Annotated in this window: 18 protein-coding genes; 4 read left to right on the top strand and 14 right to left on the bottom strand. The window is 39.2% G+C overall.

What is annotated here, in order from left to right:
- Positions 1–21: 21 nt before the first annotated feature.
- Together AC6CH1_RS06645 and AC6CH1_RS06640 are read right to left on the bottom strand one after the other, a co-directional pair.
- Complete coding sequence (locus AC6CH1_RS06645) at positions 22–1200, bottom strand: M14 family zinc carboxypeptidase (protein ID WP_498316705.1); 1179 nt, start codon at positions 1198–1200, stop codon at positions 22–24.
- A gap of 100 nt (positions 1201–1300) precedes the next feature.
- A complete protein-coding gene (locus tag AC6CH1_RS06640) occupies positions 1301–4387 on the bottom strand; it encodes an efflux RND transporter permease subunit (protein ID WP_498316704.1) in 3087 nt (1028 codons plus the stop codon).
- A gap of 93 nt (positions 4388–4480) precedes the next feature.
- Between AC6CH1_RS06640 and AC6CH1_RS06635 the strand changes: the two genes are divergently transcribed.
- Complete coding sequence (locus AC6CH1_RS06635) at positions 4481–5302, top strand: TetR/AcrR family transcriptional regulator (protein ID WP_498316702.1); 822 nt, start codon at positions 4481–4483, stop codon at positions 5300–5302.
- Between the two features lie 37 nt (positions 5303–5339).
- Here the strand turns inward: AC6CH1_RS06635 and AC6CH1_RS06630 are convergent, their stop codons facing one another.
- Entirely contained in the window at positions 5340–6080 is a 741-nt protein-coding gene (locus AC6CH1_RS06630) for an alpha/beta fold hydrolase (RefSeq protein ID WP_498316701.1), read from the bottom strand.
- Positions 6081–6182: 102 nt separating this feature from the next.
- Positions 6183–7055, bottom strand: coding sequence for a DMT family transporter (locus tag AC6CH1_RS06625; RefSeq protein ID WP_251688050.1), 873 nt, complete (start codon positions 7053–7055; stop codon positions 6183–6185).
- A gap of 432 nt (positions 7056–7487) precedes the next feature.
- On the opposite strand from AC6CH1_RS06625, the gene AC6CH1_RS06620 reads away from it, so the two are divergent.
- Positions 7488–7868 (top strand): nucleotide excision repair endonuclease, encoded by a 381-nt coding sequence (locus AC6CH1_RS06620; RefSeq protein WP_251688052.1) that lies wholly within the window; start codon positions 7488–7490, stop codon positions 7866–7868.
- 226 nt (positions 7869–8094) lie between these two features.
- Here the strand turns inward: AC6CH1_RS06620 and AC6CH1_RS06615 are convergent, their stop codons facing one another.
- The 8 genes from AC6CH1_RS06615 to AC6CH1_RS06580 form a co-directional block, all read right to left on the bottom strand.
- Positions 8095–8688 carry a transcriptional regulator gene (locus tag AC6CH1_RS06615; RefSeq protein ID WP_498316699.1) on the bottom strand — a complete coding sequence of 198 codons (594 nt, stop codon included), beginning with the start codon at positions 8686–8688 and terminating at the stop codon, positions 8095–8097.
- Between the two features lie 140 nt (positions 8689–8828).
- A complete protein-coding gene (locus AC6CH1_RS06610) occupies positions 8829–9401 on the bottom strand; it encodes a 5' nucleotidase, NT5C type (RefSeq protein ID WP_251688056.1) in 573 nt (190 codons plus the stop codon).
- A 9-nt stretch (positions 9402–9410) separates the two neighbouring features.
- Positions 9411–10487, bottom strand: a complete 1077-nt coding sequence (locus tag AC6CH1_RS06605) for an FAD-dependent monooxygenase (RefSeq protein WP_498316697.1) — start codon at positions 10485–10487, stop codon at positions 9411–9413.
- Positions 10480–11595: a bifunctional diaminohydroxyphosphoribosylaminopyrimidine deaminase/5-amino-6-(5-phosphoribosylamino)uracil reductase RibD gene (ribD, locus tag AC6CH1_RS06600; protein ID WP_251688060.1), complete on the bottom strand. Its 1116-nt coding sequence runs from the start codon at positions 11593–11595 to the stop codon at positions 10480–10482. The genes AC6CH1_RS06605 and ribD overlap by 8 nt, the downstream gene beginning before the upstream one ends.
- A gap of 12 nt (positions 11596–11607) precedes the next feature.
- A complete protein-coding gene (locus AC6CH1_RS06595) occupies positions 11608–12342 on the bottom strand; it encodes a GTP cyclohydrolase II (RefSeq protein ID WP_427710020.1) in 735 nt (244 codons plus the stop codon).
- 135 nt (positions 12343–12477) lie between these two features.
- On the bottom strand, positions 12478–13923 hold the full coding sequence (gene panF, locus AC6CH1_RS06590; protein WP_498317749.1) for a sodium/pantothenate symporter: 1446 nt from the start codon (positions 13921–13923) through the stop codon (positions 12478–12480).
- Positions 13923–14195, bottom strand: a complete 273-nt coding sequence (locus AC6CH1_RS06585) for a YhdT family protein (protein WP_251688064.1) — start codon at positions 14193–14195, stop codon at positions 13923–13925. The genes panF and AC6CH1_RS06585 overlap by 1 nt, the downstream gene beginning before the upstream one ends.
- A 205-nt stretch (positions 14196–14400) precedes the next feature.
- Complete coding sequence (locus tag AC6CH1_RS06580) at positions 14401–15384, bottom strand: diaminopimelate dehydrogenase (RefSeq protein WP_498316696.1); 984 nt, start codon at positions 15382–15384, stop codon at positions 14401–14403.
- A gap of 250 nt (positions 15385–15634) precedes the next feature.
- Here AC6CH1_RS06580 and AC6CH1_RS06575 point away from each other — a divergent pair, with 250 nt between their 5' ends.
- Both AC6CH1_RS06575 and AC6CH1_RS06570 read left to right on the top strand, forming a co-directional pair.
- Positions 15635–16090, top strand: coding sequence for a hypothetical protein (locus AC6CH1_RS06575; protein WP_251688068.1), 456 nt, complete (start codon positions 15635–15637; stop codon positions 16088–16090).
- A complete protein-coding gene (locus AC6CH1_RS06570; protein WP_251688070.1) occupies positions 16078–16371 on the top strand; it encodes a YxcD family protein in 294 nt (97 codons plus the stop codon). The genes AC6CH1_RS06575 and AC6CH1_RS06570 overlap by 13 nt, the downstream gene beginning before the upstream one ends.
- A gap of 55 nt (positions 16372–16426) precedes the next feature.
- Here AC6CH1_RS06570 and AC6CH1_RS06565 read toward each other — a convergent pair whose 3' ends face one another.
- Together AC6CH1_RS06565 and AC6CH1_RS06560 are read right to left on the bottom strand one after the other, a co-directional pair.
- Positions 16427–18733 (bottom strand): YhgE/Pip family protein, encoded by a 2307-nt coding sequence (locus tag AC6CH1_RS06565; protein ID WP_498316694.1) that lies wholly within the window; start codon positions 18731–18733, stop codon positions 16427–16429.
- 336 nt (positions 18734–19069) lie between these two features.
- Positions 19070–21229 carry a 5'-nucleotidase C-terminal domain-containing protein gene (locus tag AC6CH1_RS06560; RefSeq protein WP_498316692.1) on the bottom strand — a complete coding sequence of 720 codons (2160 nt, stop codon included), beginning with the start codon at positions 21227–21229 and terminating at the stop codon, positions 19070–19072.
- Positions 21230–21365: the final 136 nt, after the last annotated feature.

Below are 21365 nucleotides of genomic sequence, written 5' to 3'. Positions count from 1 at the left end.
AATTGGGGTTCACCAGTTTTTTTACCAATTTCGCGCTTCATTGGCTACGTACAGTCCGATTGTTTTATTCTGCTTCCAAACATTATTCCAACGTTTTAACGGAACTGATGCTTCCCCTGCAAATGGTGCGATTTCGACCGTCATCGCAGGGCGGTCTTTTACTTTTGTAAAGTAATCTTCAGATGCTGCAATCGGTTCATTTTTTTTGGTTACAGGCATCAATTTATAACCGGTAATGTTTGATATTCCTTTTACCAACTTTTTCGTTCGGCTGAATTTTGATTTCGCTTGGCTCCAATATATGATCTGACCGGAAGAATGATAAGAGACATACGCTAAATGATTGCCGCGATCGATTAGTCGTTTAATTGCGAGCGCTTCCGGTTCTGTATTTGGCGCTTTACCTTTATATTCTTTGAAGGAAGGTTTTGTCTTTTTAATTAAATGCCAGTTTACATTAAATTGACGGTTCAAATCGACACCGTTAATGTTTGCTTTCCAACGATTGAAATTGGTGCTGTTATTGTTCATCGCTTTCAGTTTTGTTATCGATGTTTTTACTTTGCCGCCTTGTGCAAGTGTTACTCCGTCCGGATTCACCATTGGCACAAATACGATGCTCACTTCACTTAATAGTTTCTTTACATCGTATTTTTCGATTTTCGTTCCGTTTACATAAGCCTTAACATACGAATCAATCATTTCCATCAAAACATTTGTCGTCATATGTTCACGTCCGTGAAAAGACGCATCCATTAATACTTCCTTTTTACCCGAGCCAACTTTCAATGAATATAATGGCCGTCCCTCAACCGATTTTCCGATTTCCTGCAATTTCGTCAGCGACGGATACATTGCTGAAACAAGCTTTAGCTTTGCTGCCATTTCGTCATAGGGAATTGTTTTCGCACCATCGACTAATTGGATATAATGAACATCGGTTAAAGGAATGTAAGCTGATTTAGAAGAATATTTAATTACTCCAGACTTCCCTTTTATCGCCTGCAGTAATAGCTTGTCTCCTTTTGCTACAGTTTTGATGAACTTGCCCTGTTCATCAATTAATTCCGTATTTTTCTTCACAATTACTTGCACAGGGTTTTTGCCAAGCCCGATTGTGTCTGAAGTTGCTTTGGCAGAACTCGCATTGAAACTGAATATCGCTGCAACTACTAGACTTAACAACAATAATTTCTTCATCTCATGCCTCCTTTTATGTATATCAAAACTTTTCATCTATACCCATTACTTTACACTAAAAAACAGCCTGTAAGAAATGACTTCTTACAGGCTGCTCGTATTAATTGTCTTTTACATCTTTACGATTTTTCTTCAGCATTTTTGATAATACTTCATATACAATCGGTACGATGATCAATGTTAATAATGTTGATGATAATAAACCACCAATTACTGTTACAGCTAAGTCTTGAGAAATCAGACCGCCGCCAGCTCCACCGAATGCCATTGGTAACATAGCACCAATTGTTGCAATCGCCGTCATTAAGATCGGACGTAAACGAGTTGCTCCGGCTTCCAGTATCGCTTCACGCATGTTCATACCTTCATGTTCCATACGGATAATACGGTCAACAAGTACGATTGCGTTTGTGACTACGATACCGATTAACATCAGTAATCCCATCATAACTGAAACTGAAATTGTAAGACCTGTTGCGAATAATCCAATCCATGAACCGATAACAGTAAATGGTAATGAGAATAAAATCGCAAATGGTGCTAAACCTTCACCGAATGTTACTACCAAGATGAAGTAAACAATTGCAATTGCTGCAATCATCGCAACACCTAGTTGAGTAAATGTTTCAGTCATATCTGCTGCAACACCACCTACACCAGTCGTAACGCCTTTCGGTAAATCTAAATCAGCAATTTTTTCATCTGCTGCAGATGTTGCTTTTGAAATATCTTTGTCTGTAATCGTTGCCGATACGGTCGCAAAGTATTCACCTTTTTGACGAGATAATGAATTTAAAGTTGTGCCTTCTTCAAGTTTAACAATGTCACCAATTGTCATTGTCTGACCAGTTGCCGTTTGAATCGGTGTTTCCAATAATTCATCAATATCCGCTGCCGCAGATTTTGCTTCACGTTGAACAACTACATTAATATCAGCGCCGTCACTTTCAACAGTTGTCAGTACTTCTTTTGCTGTATTTGTTTGTAAAGCCATTAAAATTTGGGCAGTAGTCAGGCCGTATTGTAATACATTTTCCTGATCTACTTTAATTACATTTTCTACATACGGTGCTGAAGCATTTGATTCAACTTCATCAAGTCCTTTAATGTCCACTAGAACATCTTCAACTTGAGCAACTGCTTCGTTTAACTTATCTAAATTTTCACTGTATAGTGTATAGCTAACTTCATTCGATGACATACCCATCGCGAAGTTTTGTGTTTTCCATTCGCCGGATTGGCCAACATTAAAGATATAGTCTTCTAGTTCTTTTTTCGCTTTCGGGAAATCATCCATGTCCGGATCGAAAATCGCATAGATTAAACCGCCGCCTGCACCGCCGCCAGTCATCATTGCTGCAGCATCAGTAGAAGTTTCCGTGTTCACCGATAATTGTAAAACATCGATATCTTTACGCTTCAGTAATTCCTGTTCTACTTCTTCAATATTTTCCAGTGTTTTATCCATTAATTCGCCAGTACCTGGTGTGTATGTTAAGTACATCACTTTCTCTTCTTGAGAGCCCATGAAACTAAAGCCGATTAATGGTGTTAACGCTAGTGAACCGACTAATAGAACTACAGCAATAATCGATGAAATCCATTTATGGTTTAATGTTTTTTCCAAGAAATTACGGTATGTTACTGCAAGCTTACCAACTTCTTTATGCTGACTTTCAGACTTTTCACCGTAAATTTTCTTACGGAATAATGTATGTGAAAGTGCTGGTACGATTGTAACCGCTACGATTAATGATGCGATTAATGCAAATGACATTGTTAATGCGAATGGTACGAATAATTCCCCTACCATACCCCCTACAAATACAAGTGGTGCGAATACAGCAATTGTAACTAATGTTGAAGACATGATCGGCTTGAACATTTCAATTGTTGCTTCACGAATTAACGCACGGCCTTGTAATTTCTCTTCTTTCAAGTGCATACGACGATAAATATTTTCTACTACTACAATCGAGTCATCAATTACCCGTCCGATCGCAACAGTAATCGCTCCAAGCGTCATAATATTCAATGTAATATCCAACCAATGCAATGCCATTAATGCCATGAATACTGACACCGGAATGGAGATGATTGAGATGATTGTTGATTTAAAGTCACGCAGGAATAATAGGATAATCAATACTGCGATTAAACCACCAAACACCGCTTTTTCAACCATTGTAAAGACAGAATCTTCAATTGGTTTCCCTTGGTCTAAAGAAATATCGATTTTAAGACCAGAAATGGCTTCCTGCTCTTCTTCAATTAAATCTTTTACTGCATTTGCTACAGTAACCGTATTGGCATCCTGACCTTTTACGATTTGGATTGCAATCGCATCTTTACCATTCGTTCGAGATACAGACTGCACTTTACCTACTTTTTCGATTTCAGCAATATCCCCTAGTTTCACGAAAGGAACCGGGTTTGTTTCAGAAGGCGTAACAGGAATCAGCATTTCTTTTAACTGCTCTTCTGTTTTGAACTTGCCGTCAACTGCAACAGCTTGCTCGCCATCTTCAAACTCGTATAATCCTAACGAGACTGCAAGGTCACTTGCCTGAATCATTTGCTTAACAGAGTCTTCTGTTAGACCTAATTGTGCCATCTTTTCTTCATCATATGTGAAGGCTACTTCTTCAAGATGTTGACCTGTAACTGTCGCAGAAGCAACACCATCAATTTTGTTTAGTTTTGGCAGAATCGTTTGCTCTACTGTTGACGTCAGTTCAACAATATCTTCATCCGAACTACTTACTGATAATGCAATGACAGGCATCATGTTCATACTGATTGCCATGATTGAAGGTTCTTGTGCACCTTCAGGAAGCTCAATATTATCTAAAGCAGCTTCTAACTGACGTTTCTTTTCATCCATATCCACGCCATATTCATATTCCACTTGAACTTGTGAAACATTTGATGAAGATGTAGAATATACAGCCTTTACATCTTCCAGACTTTCAACTGCCTTTTCATAAGGAATTGAAAGATCATCCATTACTTGCTCGGGTGTTGCACCAGGATAAACACCCATCACGATTAAGAACGGGATCGAAATATCTGGAATCGATTCCATTTTCATACGTGTGGATGAATAAATACCGGAAAACACGATTATGATTGTTAGTAACCATACGGCAAGCTTATTTTTCAATACGAAATTTACTAAGCCTTTCACGGTTCCACCTTACCTTTCTTGACTATATGTAACCACCATTCTATAATAATGACTAGTCGGTCACGTGTCAATTGAAAGGGGCTTGAAAATATTATGACAAGAAAACAATTGATCATCGATTCAGCACTACATTTATTTGCCGAAAAAGGGATAGAAGCTACGTCAGTGCAGCAAATTACCGATCATTGCGGCATTTCTAAAGGGGCTTTTTATTTATCATTTAAATCCAAAGACGAGCTCGTTTTTTCTATTATTGAACATTTTATGAACAATATAATTCGCGAAGTTGACCAAGCAGTCAGTGAAGGCCATACACCTTCAGATAAGCTCCATATCTACTTTGTTCATACTATGAAAGTATTGTCACACTATGCTGGATTTGCGGATATTTTGATGAAGGAAAACGTTTCTGCCATCAATAAAGCATTAATTGAGCGGATTCATTATTATGTAGAGTTTTCCAATAAAAATTTGGAGAAGCTGTTATTCGAAGTGTTTGGCGAGCAAATCGAAGGAAGACAATACGATTTAGTCGTTATAATAAATGGGATGGTACAATCGTATATGCAGTATATTTTCGATTCATGCCAGCCATTCGATTCGGGGAAATTTGCTGATTCACTTGTTGAGAAGACTACTTTATTAGCAACGAAAAGTAAAATCGCACTGCTTGAACATCCTTCCCAGTTTTACAAACGTATCGAAAATTATTCGATTGACCATATAATGGAGGATTTGTTGTCACTTCAACAACAGACAACGAATAAATTAGAACTCGATTCCATACAGTTATTAATAGAAGAACTGAAAAGCGATAATCCAAGAAATGCGATCATTATGGGTCTTGTCGCCAATTTAGAGAAAAACGAATGCTTTAATTGGATTACATTATATTTGAAAAAGCAGTACAGTTAAAAAGAGAGGGACCCAATAAATATGGATCCCTCTCTTTTTAGTTTTCGCTGTTCAGGAAACGGATGATTTCTCTTGCTACGGTTTGAGCATCTTCCACCATCCCGAGATGCCCTGTATTTGTTTTTACCTTTTCCACATTCGGGTTGGAAGTCGTAATCGGTGTAACCGCTTTGTCCTGTTCTCCTTCGATTACAAGGATTGGGATCGGTAACGTATCGACAAGATCACGTTGGTTTGGACGTGACTTCATTGCACCAAGTGCCGCAACGAGCCCTTCTTCTTTTGCTTCATAGGCAACTTCTTTTGCGAACAGTACATCTTCCGTTTTTGCATCAGGCGCAAGGAAGTTATGAATAATACCATCAACGAACGATCCAGTTCCATGTTCCTGAATCTCTTCTTGTTGCTTCGTTCTCTTATCGATTGCTTCCGGTGTGTCCGATGAGTCGGATGAATACAGCAAGACAGCCTTTTCGATTTTAGAATATTGTTTCTCGATTGCGGCCAATGTAATATAGCCACCCATCGAATGCCCGATCCAATAAGCCTTTTCAACTTTTTCTGTTACTAATACATCGATAATATCTTCGGCATAGCGATATACTGTATATTCCCCTTCCGGCATTTCGCTTTTTCCGTGTCCTGGCAAATCGATTGCAATTACGTCAAATTGCTTTGTTAATGGCTCCATAATTTTTTCAAATATTGCTGCACTCCCTAAAAATCCATGTACTAATACGACAACTTCCCCTAAACCATTTCGAGTATAATTTAACATTTAACCAGTCCTCCCCTTATTTCATCTCTTATCCTTTTCCGGATTTCTATAATAATAAACAAAAACAGCCATTTTAAACGGATCGCTTAAAATGGCTGTTTGTTAAACATAGGATTTCTTTCGTCTAAAGGTCGGTTTGACTTCCGCAAACAATATCGCAAAGAAGATGAGGATACATCCAACAAGCATACGACCTGTTAAAAGTTCGTTTAAAATAAGCACAGAGAACATCGTACCGAACAATGATTCCGTCGATAAAATTATGGCTGATTTCGTTGGGTTTGCATATTGCATTCCGATATTTTGACACACATATGCAACAGCTGTACAAAATATCGCCAAGTAAACGATGATCCCCAAGCCTTCTGAAGTATAAGTAGTCGGTACTTCCCCAAGTATGATGACACTTACTACACTCAGTACAGTCGCTGTATAAAACTGAACAATCGTCAGCGCTAAAGCATCTTCCGCTTTTACAAAGACATTTGTATAAAAAATATCAAAAGCGAATCCGACTGCACAAAGAATTGACAGGAAATCGCCAAAATTAATCGTCATTGAATCCTGCAATGATAAAAATCCAATTCCGACAACTGCTACACCAGCTGCGATAAATTCAAACCGGTCAATTCTTCTTTTATAGATGACATAAGCGATTATTGGAACGATGATAACATTAATCGCTGTCAGGAATGCATTTTTAGAAGGTGTTGTATATTCCAAACCCATTGTCTGTAATGCAAACGCGACAAATAGGATTACGCCGAGAATTGCCCCTTTCCATACTACTGCCTTAGAAATTAGTTTTAATTTTTTATAGAAAATGAAACTTAAAATAATGGAGGCCAGTAAAAATCTCCCGGCCATCAATTGAAATACAGTCCAATGTTCAAGCCCTTTTGCCATTCCTACAAAACCGCTTCCCCACATAACAGCGGTGATGAGCATGAGCAGCTCACCTTTAAATTTTTGCATACGATTCCTTCTCTCTGTTAAAACTGCAGTTTAAAATTAATATGTATAATTGCTTATTGCTGAACAAACTATTATTACCATAAGCAATCTTCCATGAAAAAGAAAGCGAAAATTCAAAATCTATCCAAACAAGCAAATAAGTTAGAATTTTTTGCTTGACCTTAGAGTGTTGAAAATGATTTTTTTATTAGCTTAAGGGTATGTAGATTATAGTTTATTGTTTGTTTGTTCGAAGGGGTGATTTAATTAAAAAAAGTATAGTGTCGGATAATATGAATATTTATATAGTAAGTAGTCCCTTTGATTTTGAAAATAACGGTAAAATCCCTACTTATTTTTCAATTCTCCAATGCTTGGACTACTATATCAATAGCAATTTACCGGAATATCGTGTAAAATAAACTTTTAGAATAATTTAGGGACGTGAACAGTTTGATTAATATTGAAATGCCAAAACCAGATTTAGTAATTCGTCAACGCGAACAAGTGTTAAAACCAGGTGAAGTGGAAATTACTCCGTACTTCGGGTTTATTGATTTCCATAAAATTACGCGTGATAAAGGCGGAATCTTCTTCTTCTACAACGAAAAGAACGAGCTTTTATTCGTAGGGAAAGCACGTAAAATCCGTCAGCGTATTAAAAAGCACTTTGAAGATAATGTATCTCCAATGAAAAACCACCGTGCCGAAATCCACAAAATTGAAGTATATGAAATTGAAGATCCAATGGAACGTGAAATCTACGAAACATATGCGATCAATCAATTCCAGTCAAAATACAATATCGATAAAGTATTTTTTGAACGCGCATAAATTGTGAGACATAGCCCAAAAATGCCATTTTCCTCCGAGAGAGAAAAATGGCATTTTTTCTATGCGTTAAAAATTGATTTCCATTCCGGGACGCTTTCCGCGGGCACGGCCTGAGCCTGTAGTCTCAGGCGTCGTGCTGTTCCCGCTGGAGTCGCCCTCCATTCCAATCAATTTTACAAAATATCCGTTTATTAATTTACTTCTACTTTTCTGCACAAATCTTTAATTATTCTGCTTTAAAATCGAGCATTTCGTTAATTTTCGATAAATCTTCCATAATGCCTTTTTTCTGATTGGCAATGCCGTCATACCATTTATTTAAAATGTCCTGCATGCCCTTTTCGATTTCTTTACCTTCCGATACGAGCTGTACCATCACGTCGATAACTTTTGTACGTTCTTCATAAAACTTGACGCGTGCCGGGAAATCTTTGCCGATATTTTGCTTGAAAATATAGCCGAGTTTAATAATTCCGTTATTCATCAGCTGCTCCGAGTAAAGTGTTGAGCCGACAACTGCTAGACGCTCTTTAAAATCCGGATCTTCTTTAATATAATTTTGCATCAAAAGGGCTACCTCATCTGCAAATGATTTAAGTTTGCTGCGCTGGCCTTCCATCAGATCTTTTGATTCCTCAAAAATATTAAGCATCAGCTCTGTATGTTCAAGCATATTTTTCACTTTATTTAATGGTTCTACACTTGCTCCGTTCAGACGTACTTGAATTGTACGATATACATACTGGCGTTGTAAGTAAGCCGACAGTAATATAATCCCATTGTAATGAACGCTTGCTTCGTAATGTTGTTGTGTTATCATAGTAAAATCCTCCAACCGGTATGTCTATACACTGTTAACAATACCACATATTCATTCACTTGAAAGGAAAAAATTCAAACTATTTTCACTTTTTATATAAAAAAAACTCCCGGAAATACTCCGGGAGTTTCTTCTTTCGATTACACCGAGGCATAACCGATCAGTTTATTGAATTCATCCCAACTTGTCAGACGCGTATACTCTACTGCCTGATTGTAGGACTGATTTTTCACAATGACTTTCGTTGAACTCCCCGCCAATGTGTTTAAAACAGCCGGCTTATCATCTACATAAACGTCCAGTTCCAAACTTTTGATGATATCGATTTTCTCATGGTCTGCCATGCCGCAGTAAAAACGCTCATCAACAACCGGGAATCCTTGTGCTTTTACCCATGCACGGGTCTGTTCACAATACCCTTTGGGACGAGACGTTATATAATAGATTTCATGTCCTTCATCTGCCAAAGCATTTAAAACTTCCTTTGCCCCTTCAAAGCTTGGACAGTCCGTGAAATAGATTTCTTCCATCGTATCTTTCCACATTTGGCTGCCTTCTTCATTTGTTAATCCAAATGGTGCGTGAATTTCGACAGTAGGGATTGTATCGAAAACATCTTCGCCAATCATCTTGTTCAATTTCTTATTATATAATTGAAAAGCATGTCGACGTAAATCGATTAACGTATCATCAATATCAAAACCAAATTTCATATATCTCACCTAACTTAATACGAGAAAAGCTTCATGGAACTTTTGCTCTTTTTCTATTTGTATAGCCTGAATTTTTTCGATTTGTTTTTTTCGTGCCGTTGCGCAGCTGACAAAATCAAATTCCTCATTTTCCAGCAGCATTTGTGCCAGCACATGGGCATCCATTAACGAACTATTTAATCCGTAAGCGCCAGTCGGAGTCATCGTATGAACAGCATCACCAATTAATGCGACACCTTCTTTTCCCCATTGTTCGGTCGTACTGCTGAATACATCAAGCAGCACAAAGTCTTTCCAGGACTGAATATGCTCCTGTACGACGGATGCCAATTGAGGAAATGCTTTTACAAGTTTTTCTATAAACAGTATAAACGGCTGTTTGCGTAATTCCGGATAGCTTCCCTTTTCGATATTCCAGCCGATTTGGATGTATCCTTTTGCCTGCGTAAACAAGGAAATTTGCATGCCGTCAACTAAGGCCATTTTAATTGAAGGAGTCCAATTTTCAGGTGCCGGTATTCTCGCCCAAAGCAAGTCATAGCCATGATCACGGATTGTTACATCCAAATCCGCCAATTTTCTCACTGTGGAATAGCGTCCATCCGCACCGATGATCAGCTGTGCCTCAATTGTAATATCAGTATCACCTTGTTTAGCGCGAACCGCTGTATATTGTCCATGCTCGTTTTGAATAAGCTCTTTAACCGTTGTATTCAATAAATAGCTAAACGTTGGATAGCCCTTTGCCTGCTCGATAATTGCCTGAAGTAAATGAGCTTGCGGAACATGGATACCTAAATGGCCTACAGCCGGATCCGGTTCAATTGTTTTAAACTTTTCACCGCTCATCCAATATTCCAATGTTTCCATGCGAAGCAAACCGAGCTGTTCAATTCTTTCGAAAAGCTCGTACTGTTTAAGAATCCGCTCGCCTTCTTCATTTAAGTGTTCCCCGCGGAATGCCTTCGCAAAGTCATTAGTCCGCTCAATTAAAAGTACCGACACATTATTTTTCGCCAAAATATTGGCAAGCAGTGCACCGCCCGGACCACCGCCAACAATGCAAACATCCACTTTTCTATTCATATAAACCAGCCTTCTTTGGATAGGCTATAATACGCAAATCTTCCCCGATGCGAGTGACTTCACCGAATTCAAGCTGGCTAGCCAAATCGATGGTTTCCACATCAGATCCGGTAAACGGCGTAATGGAGTTTTTCCCTCCCAATACTTTCGGAGCGACATATACCATATACTGGTCAATGAAGCCGCCTCGTAAAAATGATGCGTTCACATTGCCGCCACCTTCAACAAGCAGATGCGTAATGCCCTTTTTATATAATGCTTTCAACATATCCTCTATTTTCAAGCCTGTTGATTCTTTTTCCACACGGATAATTTCAACACCGTTGCGTTCCAGCTGCTGTGCCTTTACCGTATCTGAATCAAGTGAAGTGACAATGATTGTACGAGCTTCTGTCGTATCCGCAATATGCGCATCAACCGGTGTTTTCAAAGTACTGTCCAAGACTACCCGAATCGGGTTACGACCTTGTCGATTATCCTTTAAACGAGTAGTCAGTTTCGGGTTGTCATTTAAAACTGTTTGTACACCGACTAATATCCCGTCCACTTCATGACGCAATTCATGGACATCCGCACGTGCTGCTTCACCTGTAATCCATTGTGAATGCCCGTTATATGTCGCGATTTTGCCGTCAAGTGTCATTGCGAATTTTGCAACAACAAATGGACACTCTGTCAGCATATTATGAATAAAACGTTCATTCAGCTTTTGAGCTTCCTCCTGAAGAACTCCAACCTCCACTTCGATTCCCGCTTCACGCAACAGGCGAATACCGCGCCCTGCCACTTCAGGGTTTGGATCTTCCGTTGCAACAACAACGCGTTTAAATCCGCTTTCTTTCAGCAGCTTCGCACATGGTGGTGTTTTACCGTAGTGCGAACACGGTTCCAATGTGACATAAATGGTCGCATCTTTTGTAAGCTCGCCTGCCATGTTCACCGCATGGACTTCAGCATGGGGTTCCCCTGCTTTTCGATGAAGTCCTGTACCGACGATGACACCATCTTTTACGATGACGGCTCCTACTAACGGATTTGGATTTGTATTCCCTCTGGCACTTGCCGCCAATTGAAGCGCAAGTTGCATATAGTCCTGATCAGTTTTCATTTGAAATTCTCCTTACACAGTTAGCTTTTCAACCATCGCGATATGCCCAGACTTTTCTACTTTTGTTTTCAAGTACTGTTCATTCGTTTCCGTAAGACCGCCCCATAAAGGAATATGGCCATCCGCAAGTAATCCGTTTTCCTGCAGCGCTGCAAGCTTTTTCGGGTTGTTCGTAATGAGTGTTACCGGTTTTGAACGAAGCACCTGTAGTACACGGATTGCATCATCATATGAACGGACATCATCTTCAAAACCAAGTGCATGATTTGCTTCCACTGTATCAAACGCTTCTTCCTGTAATAGGTAAGCTAATGATTTTGAAAACAGTCCAATACCGCGCCCTTCATGATCTGCTAAATAAAAGATTGCGCCACAGCCGTGCTCGACAATCATTTTCATCGATTCATGCAACTGATAGCCACAGTCACAACGCTGCGAACCAAAAATATCACCTGTATGACAAATACTGTGCATGCGGATCAAAGCATCATCCTGGTTGGCAAAATCTCCATACACCAGTACAGAAGACTGCTGGCCAAAAGCTAAATGCATAGACGATACAGATTCTACGACCTGTTCTTTTGTCTGATTTTTTTCAACAGTCGTCCATGAATACCATTGGAATGTTGCTTCTAGATTTTCTTGTTTTATAGGTAGCTTTACCGGTCCGACTACTGCAATATTTTGCAGATCATCACGACGTACAAGCTGAATTTTATCTTCTAAAATAGCCATTATTTTTTTCATCTTATCACCTTTATTTTTTATTAAGTTACTTTATGTAACCTAGTTTACAATAATAAGCGTTTAACGTCAAATAAACCAGAACTATCAATTGATAGTTCTGGTTTCTATCATACAGAGCCAAAACGATTCTGGCTATTAAAAATGGTAATCTTCTATTTTTTTTACCTTTTGAGCAATCATACTTACTGCTACAAATGTGATAAGAGAAGCTATGATCGGAATTGTTACGGAATGCATGCCATAAATATTTTCCGCAAAACGGTAGATGACAATATATAATGTCAGGCCGACAATCATCGAACTGATAGCCCCGTATTTATTTGCTTTCTTCCAATACAGGCCAAATACAACACTCCATAAAAAGGCTGATTCCAGTCCGCCGAACGCAAACAAGTTCAGCATGATTAACAGTTCTGGCGGTTTGACGGCGAAAATAACTACCGCGATCCCAATAATGCTCGTCACCCAGAAGCTGCGGTTTTTAATTTGTGCATCGCTTGCTTTCGGATTGATATAGTTTAAATAAATATCTTTTACAACTGTTGAACTAACTAGAATCAGCAATGCATTGACCGTCGACATGATGGCTGCCATTGGAGCTGCGAGTACGATTCCTGCCAATACCGGCGGCAGCACCTCCAATGTCAGCAATGGCATCACTTTATCGCCGACTTCAATTCCAGGCATAACCGGACGTGCAAATACACCAATTAAATGCATGCCGAACATGATTGTACCAATCCCGATTGTACCTATTAGAATTGCTTTATGTAAGCTTTTCGAATCTTTGTAGCTCATCGCACGAACTGCAATTTGTGGCAAACCGATCACACCTAGTCCAATTAAAATCCAAAATGTTGATACATATAATGGTGTCAGATTTTGTTCTGCACCAAATGGCGTCACTAAATTCGGATTTTCTGCTACCAGTCCTTGCATAATCGTGTCAACACCACCACCGGCAATGACTGTAGCAATAAGGAGAACGACTGTACCAATAATCATTATGGACCCTTGCAATGCATCCGTTAACGCGACAGCCCGGAAACCACCGATAATTACATAAGCCAAAACTGCTACCGCAAAAATGAGCAATGCATTTATATAGGATAGTCCTGTCAATGATTCAATCAGACGTGCACCACCTACCCATTGTGCTGTCATCGATGCAAAAAGGAAAATAATGATGCTGATCGCCGATAAAATAACGATTGTATGACTGTCATAGCGTTTCTTTAAAAAGTCGATTAATGTAATGGCTTCAATACGGCGTGCAACAATCGCAAACTTCTTGCCGAGCACCATTAAAACAAAATAACCTGCAGGCAGCTGTGCCATTGCTAACAGAACCCATCCAAGCCCTGTATTATAGGCCACACCCGGGCCCCCGATAAAACTTGAGGCACTCCCATATGTCGCCATCATCGTCATCGCCAGGATGAACCCGCCCATTTCTCGGCCGCCTAAAAAATACTCCTGTAAAAACGAATTAGATGTGCGTACTTGGCGATTTGCCCAAATACCGATGCCAAAAATGATGATTAAAAATATTAATAATGGAATAATAACAGACCAATGTATCATTTTTGCTCATCCTCCTCTTCAAGTGAAATGTCTTTGAAGAAAAGCTTCATCGCAATCCAGATGGCAATAATCATGAAAATTGTTCCTGCGATACAGCTATAGAAAAACCATGCCGGGAATCCGAATACGTAATCATATTCTAGCGGGTCACCGGAACCGAGTCCATATGCAAATCCGAACCAGATCGCAAAATTGATGATGACAAGCACGACACCGATTAGTGCTTCTTTATGTGCGATTTTAAAACGCTTATCCTGCACATTAAACATCCTTTCTGTATACCATTTAAATCTGCTGTAATTTCAGATTCATGAGGGGATTTTAAATCGCTCTAAAGTGGACAACCATATTTCAGAGACTTAACTTCTCTATTCTACGTTGCAAAACCGCGAAAGAAAAGTCTTTATCGACGATTTGTCTAGCAAAAATCGAAAAAACGTCGCCTAAATTTATTAGACGACGCTTGTTTGAAAATTACAGTAATTCTTTGCGTAAATCTGCTGGGGATTTTGGTGATAATAAACCGTACGGAATATCGAATACAGTTTTTGCACCTTTATCTCCTTTCGCGTGCAATTTGTATGCAGCACGTGCATAGGCAACGAGAACGCTAGATGTGAACATCGGATTCGATTCAAGCGTTAAAGAAAACTCCATAATTTGCTTGTCTGATTCGCCTGATTGACCAGAACGGATAACAAACCCGCCATGTGGCATACCTTGGTGATTTTCTTTAAATTCTGCTTCTGTAATAAAGTTCACCGTTGTATCATAGTCCGCAAAATAGTTTGGCATTTCTTTAATTTCTTTTTCGATTGTTGCTGCATCTGCACCTTCAGCTAATACAACAAAGCATTCACGGGCATGTTTTTCACGTGTTGTCAGCTCAGGATTTTCACCGTTGAGAACACGGTTAACCGCTTCTTTAATCGGTAAAGTATATTGTACTGCATTTTTTACTCCTTCAATGCGGCGTACTGCATCTGAGTGGCCTTGGCTTAAGCCGTCTCCCCAGAACGTATATGTATTTCCTTCAGGCAGAACTGTTTCACCTAATAGACGGTTCAATGAAAATAGCCCCGGGTCCCAGCCAACCGAAATGATGGAGACTGTATCACTTTTTTGTGCAGCAGCATCAACAGTATCAAAAAATTCCGGGATTTTTGCATGTGTATCATAGCTGTCGATCGTGTTGAACCATTGCGCAAAATGCGGCACTTGCTCAGGTAAATCTTTTGCAGATCCACCACATAAAATCATAACATCAATCTGTTCCTTGTAATTCGGTGCATCATCCACTAAATAAACCGGTACATTTGGTGATTGGATGGCAACTGAAGCAGGATCACGACGCGTAAATACAGCTACCAATTCCATGTCAGCATTTTGACCAATTGCTGCTTCCACACCTCGACCTAAATTTCCGTAACCTACAATACCAATGCGAATTTTACTCATTATTTATTCCCCCAACTTAATTATTTGACGTGTATTCTTTACATAATGATGTAAATTCAGAATTTTCGTCTAAATTATATTTCATCATACAGTTTCATAATTATGAATACAATAATTTTTGTGATTTTCACAAGAAATGTTATCTTTCGCGTATTGCTTGTATTATTTGCTGAAAAGTGTTTTCATTTTCTATTCAGGTAGATTTTTGATATACTAAGAAAGTAAAAAATAGACTAATTGGGGGAAAAACATGAAGAAATTATCAGCGGTTTTATTAGCATTCACACTTGTATTTTCAAGTGTAGGGACTACGATTTTATTTGCTAATGATGCACAGTCAGTTGAAGCAAAAGGTTACAAGTCAGGTAAAAAAGGCTTCAACAGCAACAATAACAATACTAATATTCAAAAAAACAATAATGATGCTACAAACCCGACAACAACTAAACAAAACAATAATACAACGAAAAAGAATGATTCAAATACAGCATCAAACAAAGGCGGTTTAATGAAAGGCTTAATGCTTGGTGGTTTAGCCGGTTTATTATTCGGTAGCTTATTTGCCGGCATGGGTATGTTAGGTAACATTTTAGGTCTGTTAATCAACGTAGCAGCAATTGCGGCAATTGTCTTCTTCCTAGTGAAGATTTACCAGTTAATCAAACGCAAAAAAGATAAAGAGGTTACGGATACGTGGAAAAACTAACATTACTTGAACAAGATTTAATTAATGCCGTTTGTCTGTTCCATGCAAAATTCAAAAACACAGCACCAGAAGATGTGGAAGTGGAGCTGATGTATGATGATGTTGCCGGATATTCAGCGGAAGCTTTCTACAACGGACAACTGGAAGTATACAACTCTGTGAATTTCATTATGGCACTTCGTCTGTATATTGATGAGCAGCTTGGCCGTGATTCAATGTCAGCCCGTATTTCACTTGCTATTGATGATGAAGAAGGCATGATTGCTCACGTAGAGTTTTAATTCAACATAATTAGACCCGTCACTCTCTATTTTGAGAGTAGACGGGTCTTTTTTGTTATGCAGTCGGCTGCACTTCCGGTGTGTACTTCGTCGTAAGTGATTTATAGCTTACGATAAACGCAATCAATGCCAACACAGAAGCAACGACTAAATAAATAACAAGGACTAAAGCATTCGATGATAGTAATGAAAGATCACCTAATGAAATAACCGATTTAAATCCTGAGATCGAATACGTAAACGGTAAATATGCACTTACCGCCTGTAAATTTTCAGGAAGCATCGGAATCGGTAAATTCGAACCTGTAATCGATAATTGTGCAACAGCCAGTACAAGTGCAATAAATCGCCCAATATTGCCGGCAACCGATACAAGGAAGAAAATAATCGACATGAATACAATGCTGACAAAAATCCCGAATAAAATAAACTGCACCACATGATCTACAGAAAGCTGTAATACGACTAATGTAAATACCGTAACCAATACAGCCTGAATTGTAGCAAACAGTGCTAATTGCAGCCATTTACTGACAAACCAGCTTACAGCAGACTTTGGCAATACAGCCGGTTTTTTAAAGTCCACAAACATGGACAACACAAGCATACCTACAAATAGTGCCAAAGATAAAATATACGGAGCTGTTGAATCGCGATAATATTCATATTCATTGACCTTTTCCCCTGCCAATGTGACCGGCGAAGAGAACATCGCAATATTATCATCAGTAATTCGTAATGCCGCCACTTGCTCACGACCGCCTTCCAAACCAGTCGCCAATTCCGATGAACCTGCCTGAAGACGGTTAACCCCATCATTTAATGACGTAACGCCTTCTGTCATCGTTTGCCAACCAACTGCAACAGTTTCATTACCTGTGCTGATTTGCGTTAAACCGCTTTTCAGGTTGGAAACACCTGCACCTAATTTGTTCCACGAGCTCGTTAGCGATGCATTACCATTTGCTACTTGTGATGCACCACCCGCTAAAGTAGATGCACCAGAAACGACTGCTGTCTGACCAGAAACAAGTGCATCGATTCCTTTTACAGCTTTTTCTTGTCCAGCCGTTAATGAACCAATACCGGACACGATCGTTTTTTGACCGGCAATTGCATTTTCAAGACCTGTTGTCAATGCAGGCATGGATTGCGCCATCTGGTTGGCACCATTGCTTAATGCATTGGCACTTTGAACGGCAACCGGATAAACGGTACCAAGCTCTCCCAAGCCTGCACTTAAAGCAAGTAAATTTTCACGATATGCTTCCATGCCAGGTGCTTGCGCCAATGTTTGCAGTAATGCTGCACCTTGTGCCATTTGTTCGATATCCGCCTGTTTTGACTTCAATACGGTTGCCAGCTGGTTCAGGCCTTTTGCCAACCCCGGATTCGCCTGCGTACCGTCTCCTACAGCGATACCTGAATAAAGCTGGTTCGCTCCAGCAGAAAGCTGCTGCAACCCATTCAGGAGATTTTCGGAACCCGGCTGTAATTTCTGTAAACCTGTATAGATTTCCGTTGAACCACCTTTTAATGAATTAAGTCCTGCTAATACTTGCTGAGATCCGCCTTTTAATTGTGTAGCACCCGATGCCACTTGACGTGATCCGGACGCTAGCTTGTTAATATCGCCCGTTCCCCCATTGATCGCGGAAAGAAGTTGGCTTGCCCCCGCATCTGCCGTTTTCGCACCGACAGCAAGCTTGTTAATATCTGCCGATTTTTCCGTCAACGATGTTAATAATGTGTTCGTCCCATTTGCCAGCTGCTCAGTGCCGTCGACGATTTGCTTCGAACCATCTGCCCCAGTAGCAAATCCTGTTTCGATATCCGTAAATCTGGAGAATACCGTTCTGGCATAAGTCGCTGTAATTTTGTCCCCTAATTGTTCGCGAAGTTTTTCAACAGCACTGTTTGTCACTTGCGCTCCCATGAAGTTTAATCCTTCATTTTGGATATAACGCAATTCCGGTACTTGCGGATTTGCATCAAGAACGGTTGTCACCTTTTGTGAAAAGTCTTCCGGCACTTCTACCACTAGGTAAAATTCCTGCTTATCCAATCCTTCCATCGCTTCTTCTTCCGTCACAAAATGCCAGCCTAATGAATTACTTTCTTTTAATGTTTCCATTAAATCATTGCCGACATTGATAGCTTGACCACCCGAAACTCCGCCTGCATCCTTATTGACGAACGCAACCGGTAAGTTATCCAGGTTGTCATATGGTCCCCATGTAGCTGACAGAAGAACTGCTACGTAAACAATTGGAATGAGCATGACACCGATCAACGCAATGAGTAAACCTTTACGATTTTTCAGTGACTGCAATTCCTTCCCAAACAACTGAAACGACCCCATAAAAACCCCCCTTTTTGTTAAATTAGACCTATACGAATGAATAAATACTCATTGCGTATAACAATAATATATTCTAAGTTTTTACATATTTCTACTAGAAAATGTAAATATTTTCTTGTTAGTACGTGAATTTTGTTCATATTAATATTCAAAAAATAGGACAATATAATCGTTAAATAACATTCTATTTCGGGACCCCCTTTATTTATCTGAATATTCTAATTTTATTGTTATCCAGTGATATGTTGAAAGGTTTAATTTACATAATGTATTTTGCAAAAAAAAAATAAAAAAACCACTAAAATGGTTGCCCAAATTAGTGGTTTAGCTGTTAAATTATTTTTCTACTGGCGCAGCTGTATCTACAATGCGGCCTTCAGTAGTAAACTTAATTTCTTTCATTGATAATAATTGTTCTTTTAAGTTTTCCCAATCCGATAAACCTAAGTCTGTTACACGACCTTCGCCATATGCTTTTTCAAACGAGCTGAAACCGTCGCCACCTTTAGCAGTGAATGCATTTGTAGCAACTGTGTAAGTTTCGTTATCGGCAACATCTACATATGCTTTTGTTGCTTCATCGTAGTATTTTAATGAAGCGACACGAGAGCCCGCTTCTTTAGAAGAATCGTATTCTAGTTTAGCACCTGAGATATGCAGGAATCCGCCATTCTCTTTAGGAGCATCTTTCACAGAGTGTTCAAATGCTTCTTTTAATTCAGCACCTGTAACATCCATTAATGCTAATGTATTACCAAACGGCAATACTGTAATTACTTGTCCAGTTGTAATATTGCCTGCTGGAATTGCAGCACGAATACCGCCGCCATTTTGCAATGCCATTACAACCTTTTTATCCGTATACTTTTTCGCTTTTGCAAGCATACCGTCTGTAATGATATTTCCTAATACCGTTTCACTATTACGTACACTCACTGGATTATCGTCTGATGCACGAGGGCTCACTAAATCTTCTGCTAAAGTAACACCGATTTCTGCTTTAGAAAGTGCATCTACTTTTTCTTTAAATGGAGCAAGTATTTTTAAACCTTCAGCGTCATCAGCAAGTTTACCGATTTCAACTAATTGACCGTCATGTTTAACGATGACACCATTTTCGTCAAATTCAACATTCACTGTACCTAGGAATCCAGCATACTCTTTTGCTTGAACGATTAATGTTGCGTCCTTTTTCTCACCAACTGTGTTTGTATCAACTACGAATGGCTCTTTAAGCTCTGTATGTGAGTGACCGCCTACGATAATATCAATGCCAGGTACCGATTTTGCTAGAATTTGATCATTGTCATATGCAGGGTTATCGTCAAATCCGATATGTGTTAAAGCAATAATTTTATCGACACCTTTATCTTCAAACGCTTTTACCGCTTTTTTCGCTTCGTCGATATAATTTTCAAATGCTACACTGCCTGGTGAAGCGATATCTTTTGTTTCAGCTGTCGTTAATCCGAAGATCCCGACTTTTTCGCCGTTCACTTCTTTAATCATACCAGCGTAAATTTTGCCGTTTTCTGGCTCGCTTGATACTAAATCGGAGAACATACCTGTAAACAGGCTGTCTTTTGTAAAGTCAGCATTCGCCGTTAAAACCGGGAATTGTGAAGCTTTAATGAATTCAGCTAATGCTTTATGTCCTTCTGGTGAAGAACCTAAGTCAAATTCATGGTTCCCTAATGTGATCGCATCAAATTTCAATGCATTTAAAAACGGTAGATCAGCTTGTCCTTCAAACTCATTGAAGTATAAAGTACCGCTGAAAACGTCACCCGCATGCAATAGAAGCGCATCTGGTGTTTTTGCGCGTTGTTCATTAACCGCCGTCATTAATTTTGGAAATGCATCAACACGTCCATGAGTATCGTTCACATGCATAATTGATAATTTATAATTGTTTGTTTCCGGTTCAGGTTGTGGTTGTGGTGCTGGTGCAGCTGCTGCAAGCATTGTTGCCAATACGCTTGACAATTCACCACGAGTAAGTTGTTTCGTAGGGTTGAATACAACTTTAGACTCTGTTAATAACGAAGTTGCATCAATCGGATATACCGCAGAAACATTCGTTAAAATTTTAGCTAATTGATTATGTGTAATTTTATCCGCTGTACGGAATGTACCGTCTTCATAACCATTAACAAATCCAGTAGCTACTAATGCCGCTATTTGACTATAATACTGGTTTGACGTTTTAATATCTTTAAAGTTAGGATTTTTTACATTTGTTGTATCAAGTTTAAGAGCACCCGCAATCATTTTCGCAGCTTGTCCGCGAGTAACCGTTGTATCTGGTTTAAAAGTACCGTCTTCAAATCCTTTTACGATACCTGCAGATGTTAAAGCATTGATCCCTTCTGCATATGGATGGCTAACTGTTACATCCGTAAAAATTGTCTCTTCTGCCATAACACCTGTTGCTCCTACAGCTACTGCCGTAAATGCTGCTAAAGCTGTTGCTGAATACATTCTTTTTTTCTTCATCCAAAAGACCCCCCAAAATTTTTAACCTACCTTTTGATAGTAACGAAATATTATAAAAATTTCCACATTTTCCGGAAAATTTTACTGTTATTTAACAAAAAATACATTCTTTAGGTCCTTTTACACAAAAAAAGAC

The organism is Solibacillus sp. GQ1 (genome assembly GCF_059758555.1).
This window is presented reverse-complemented; position numbering and strand designations above follow the sequence as displayed.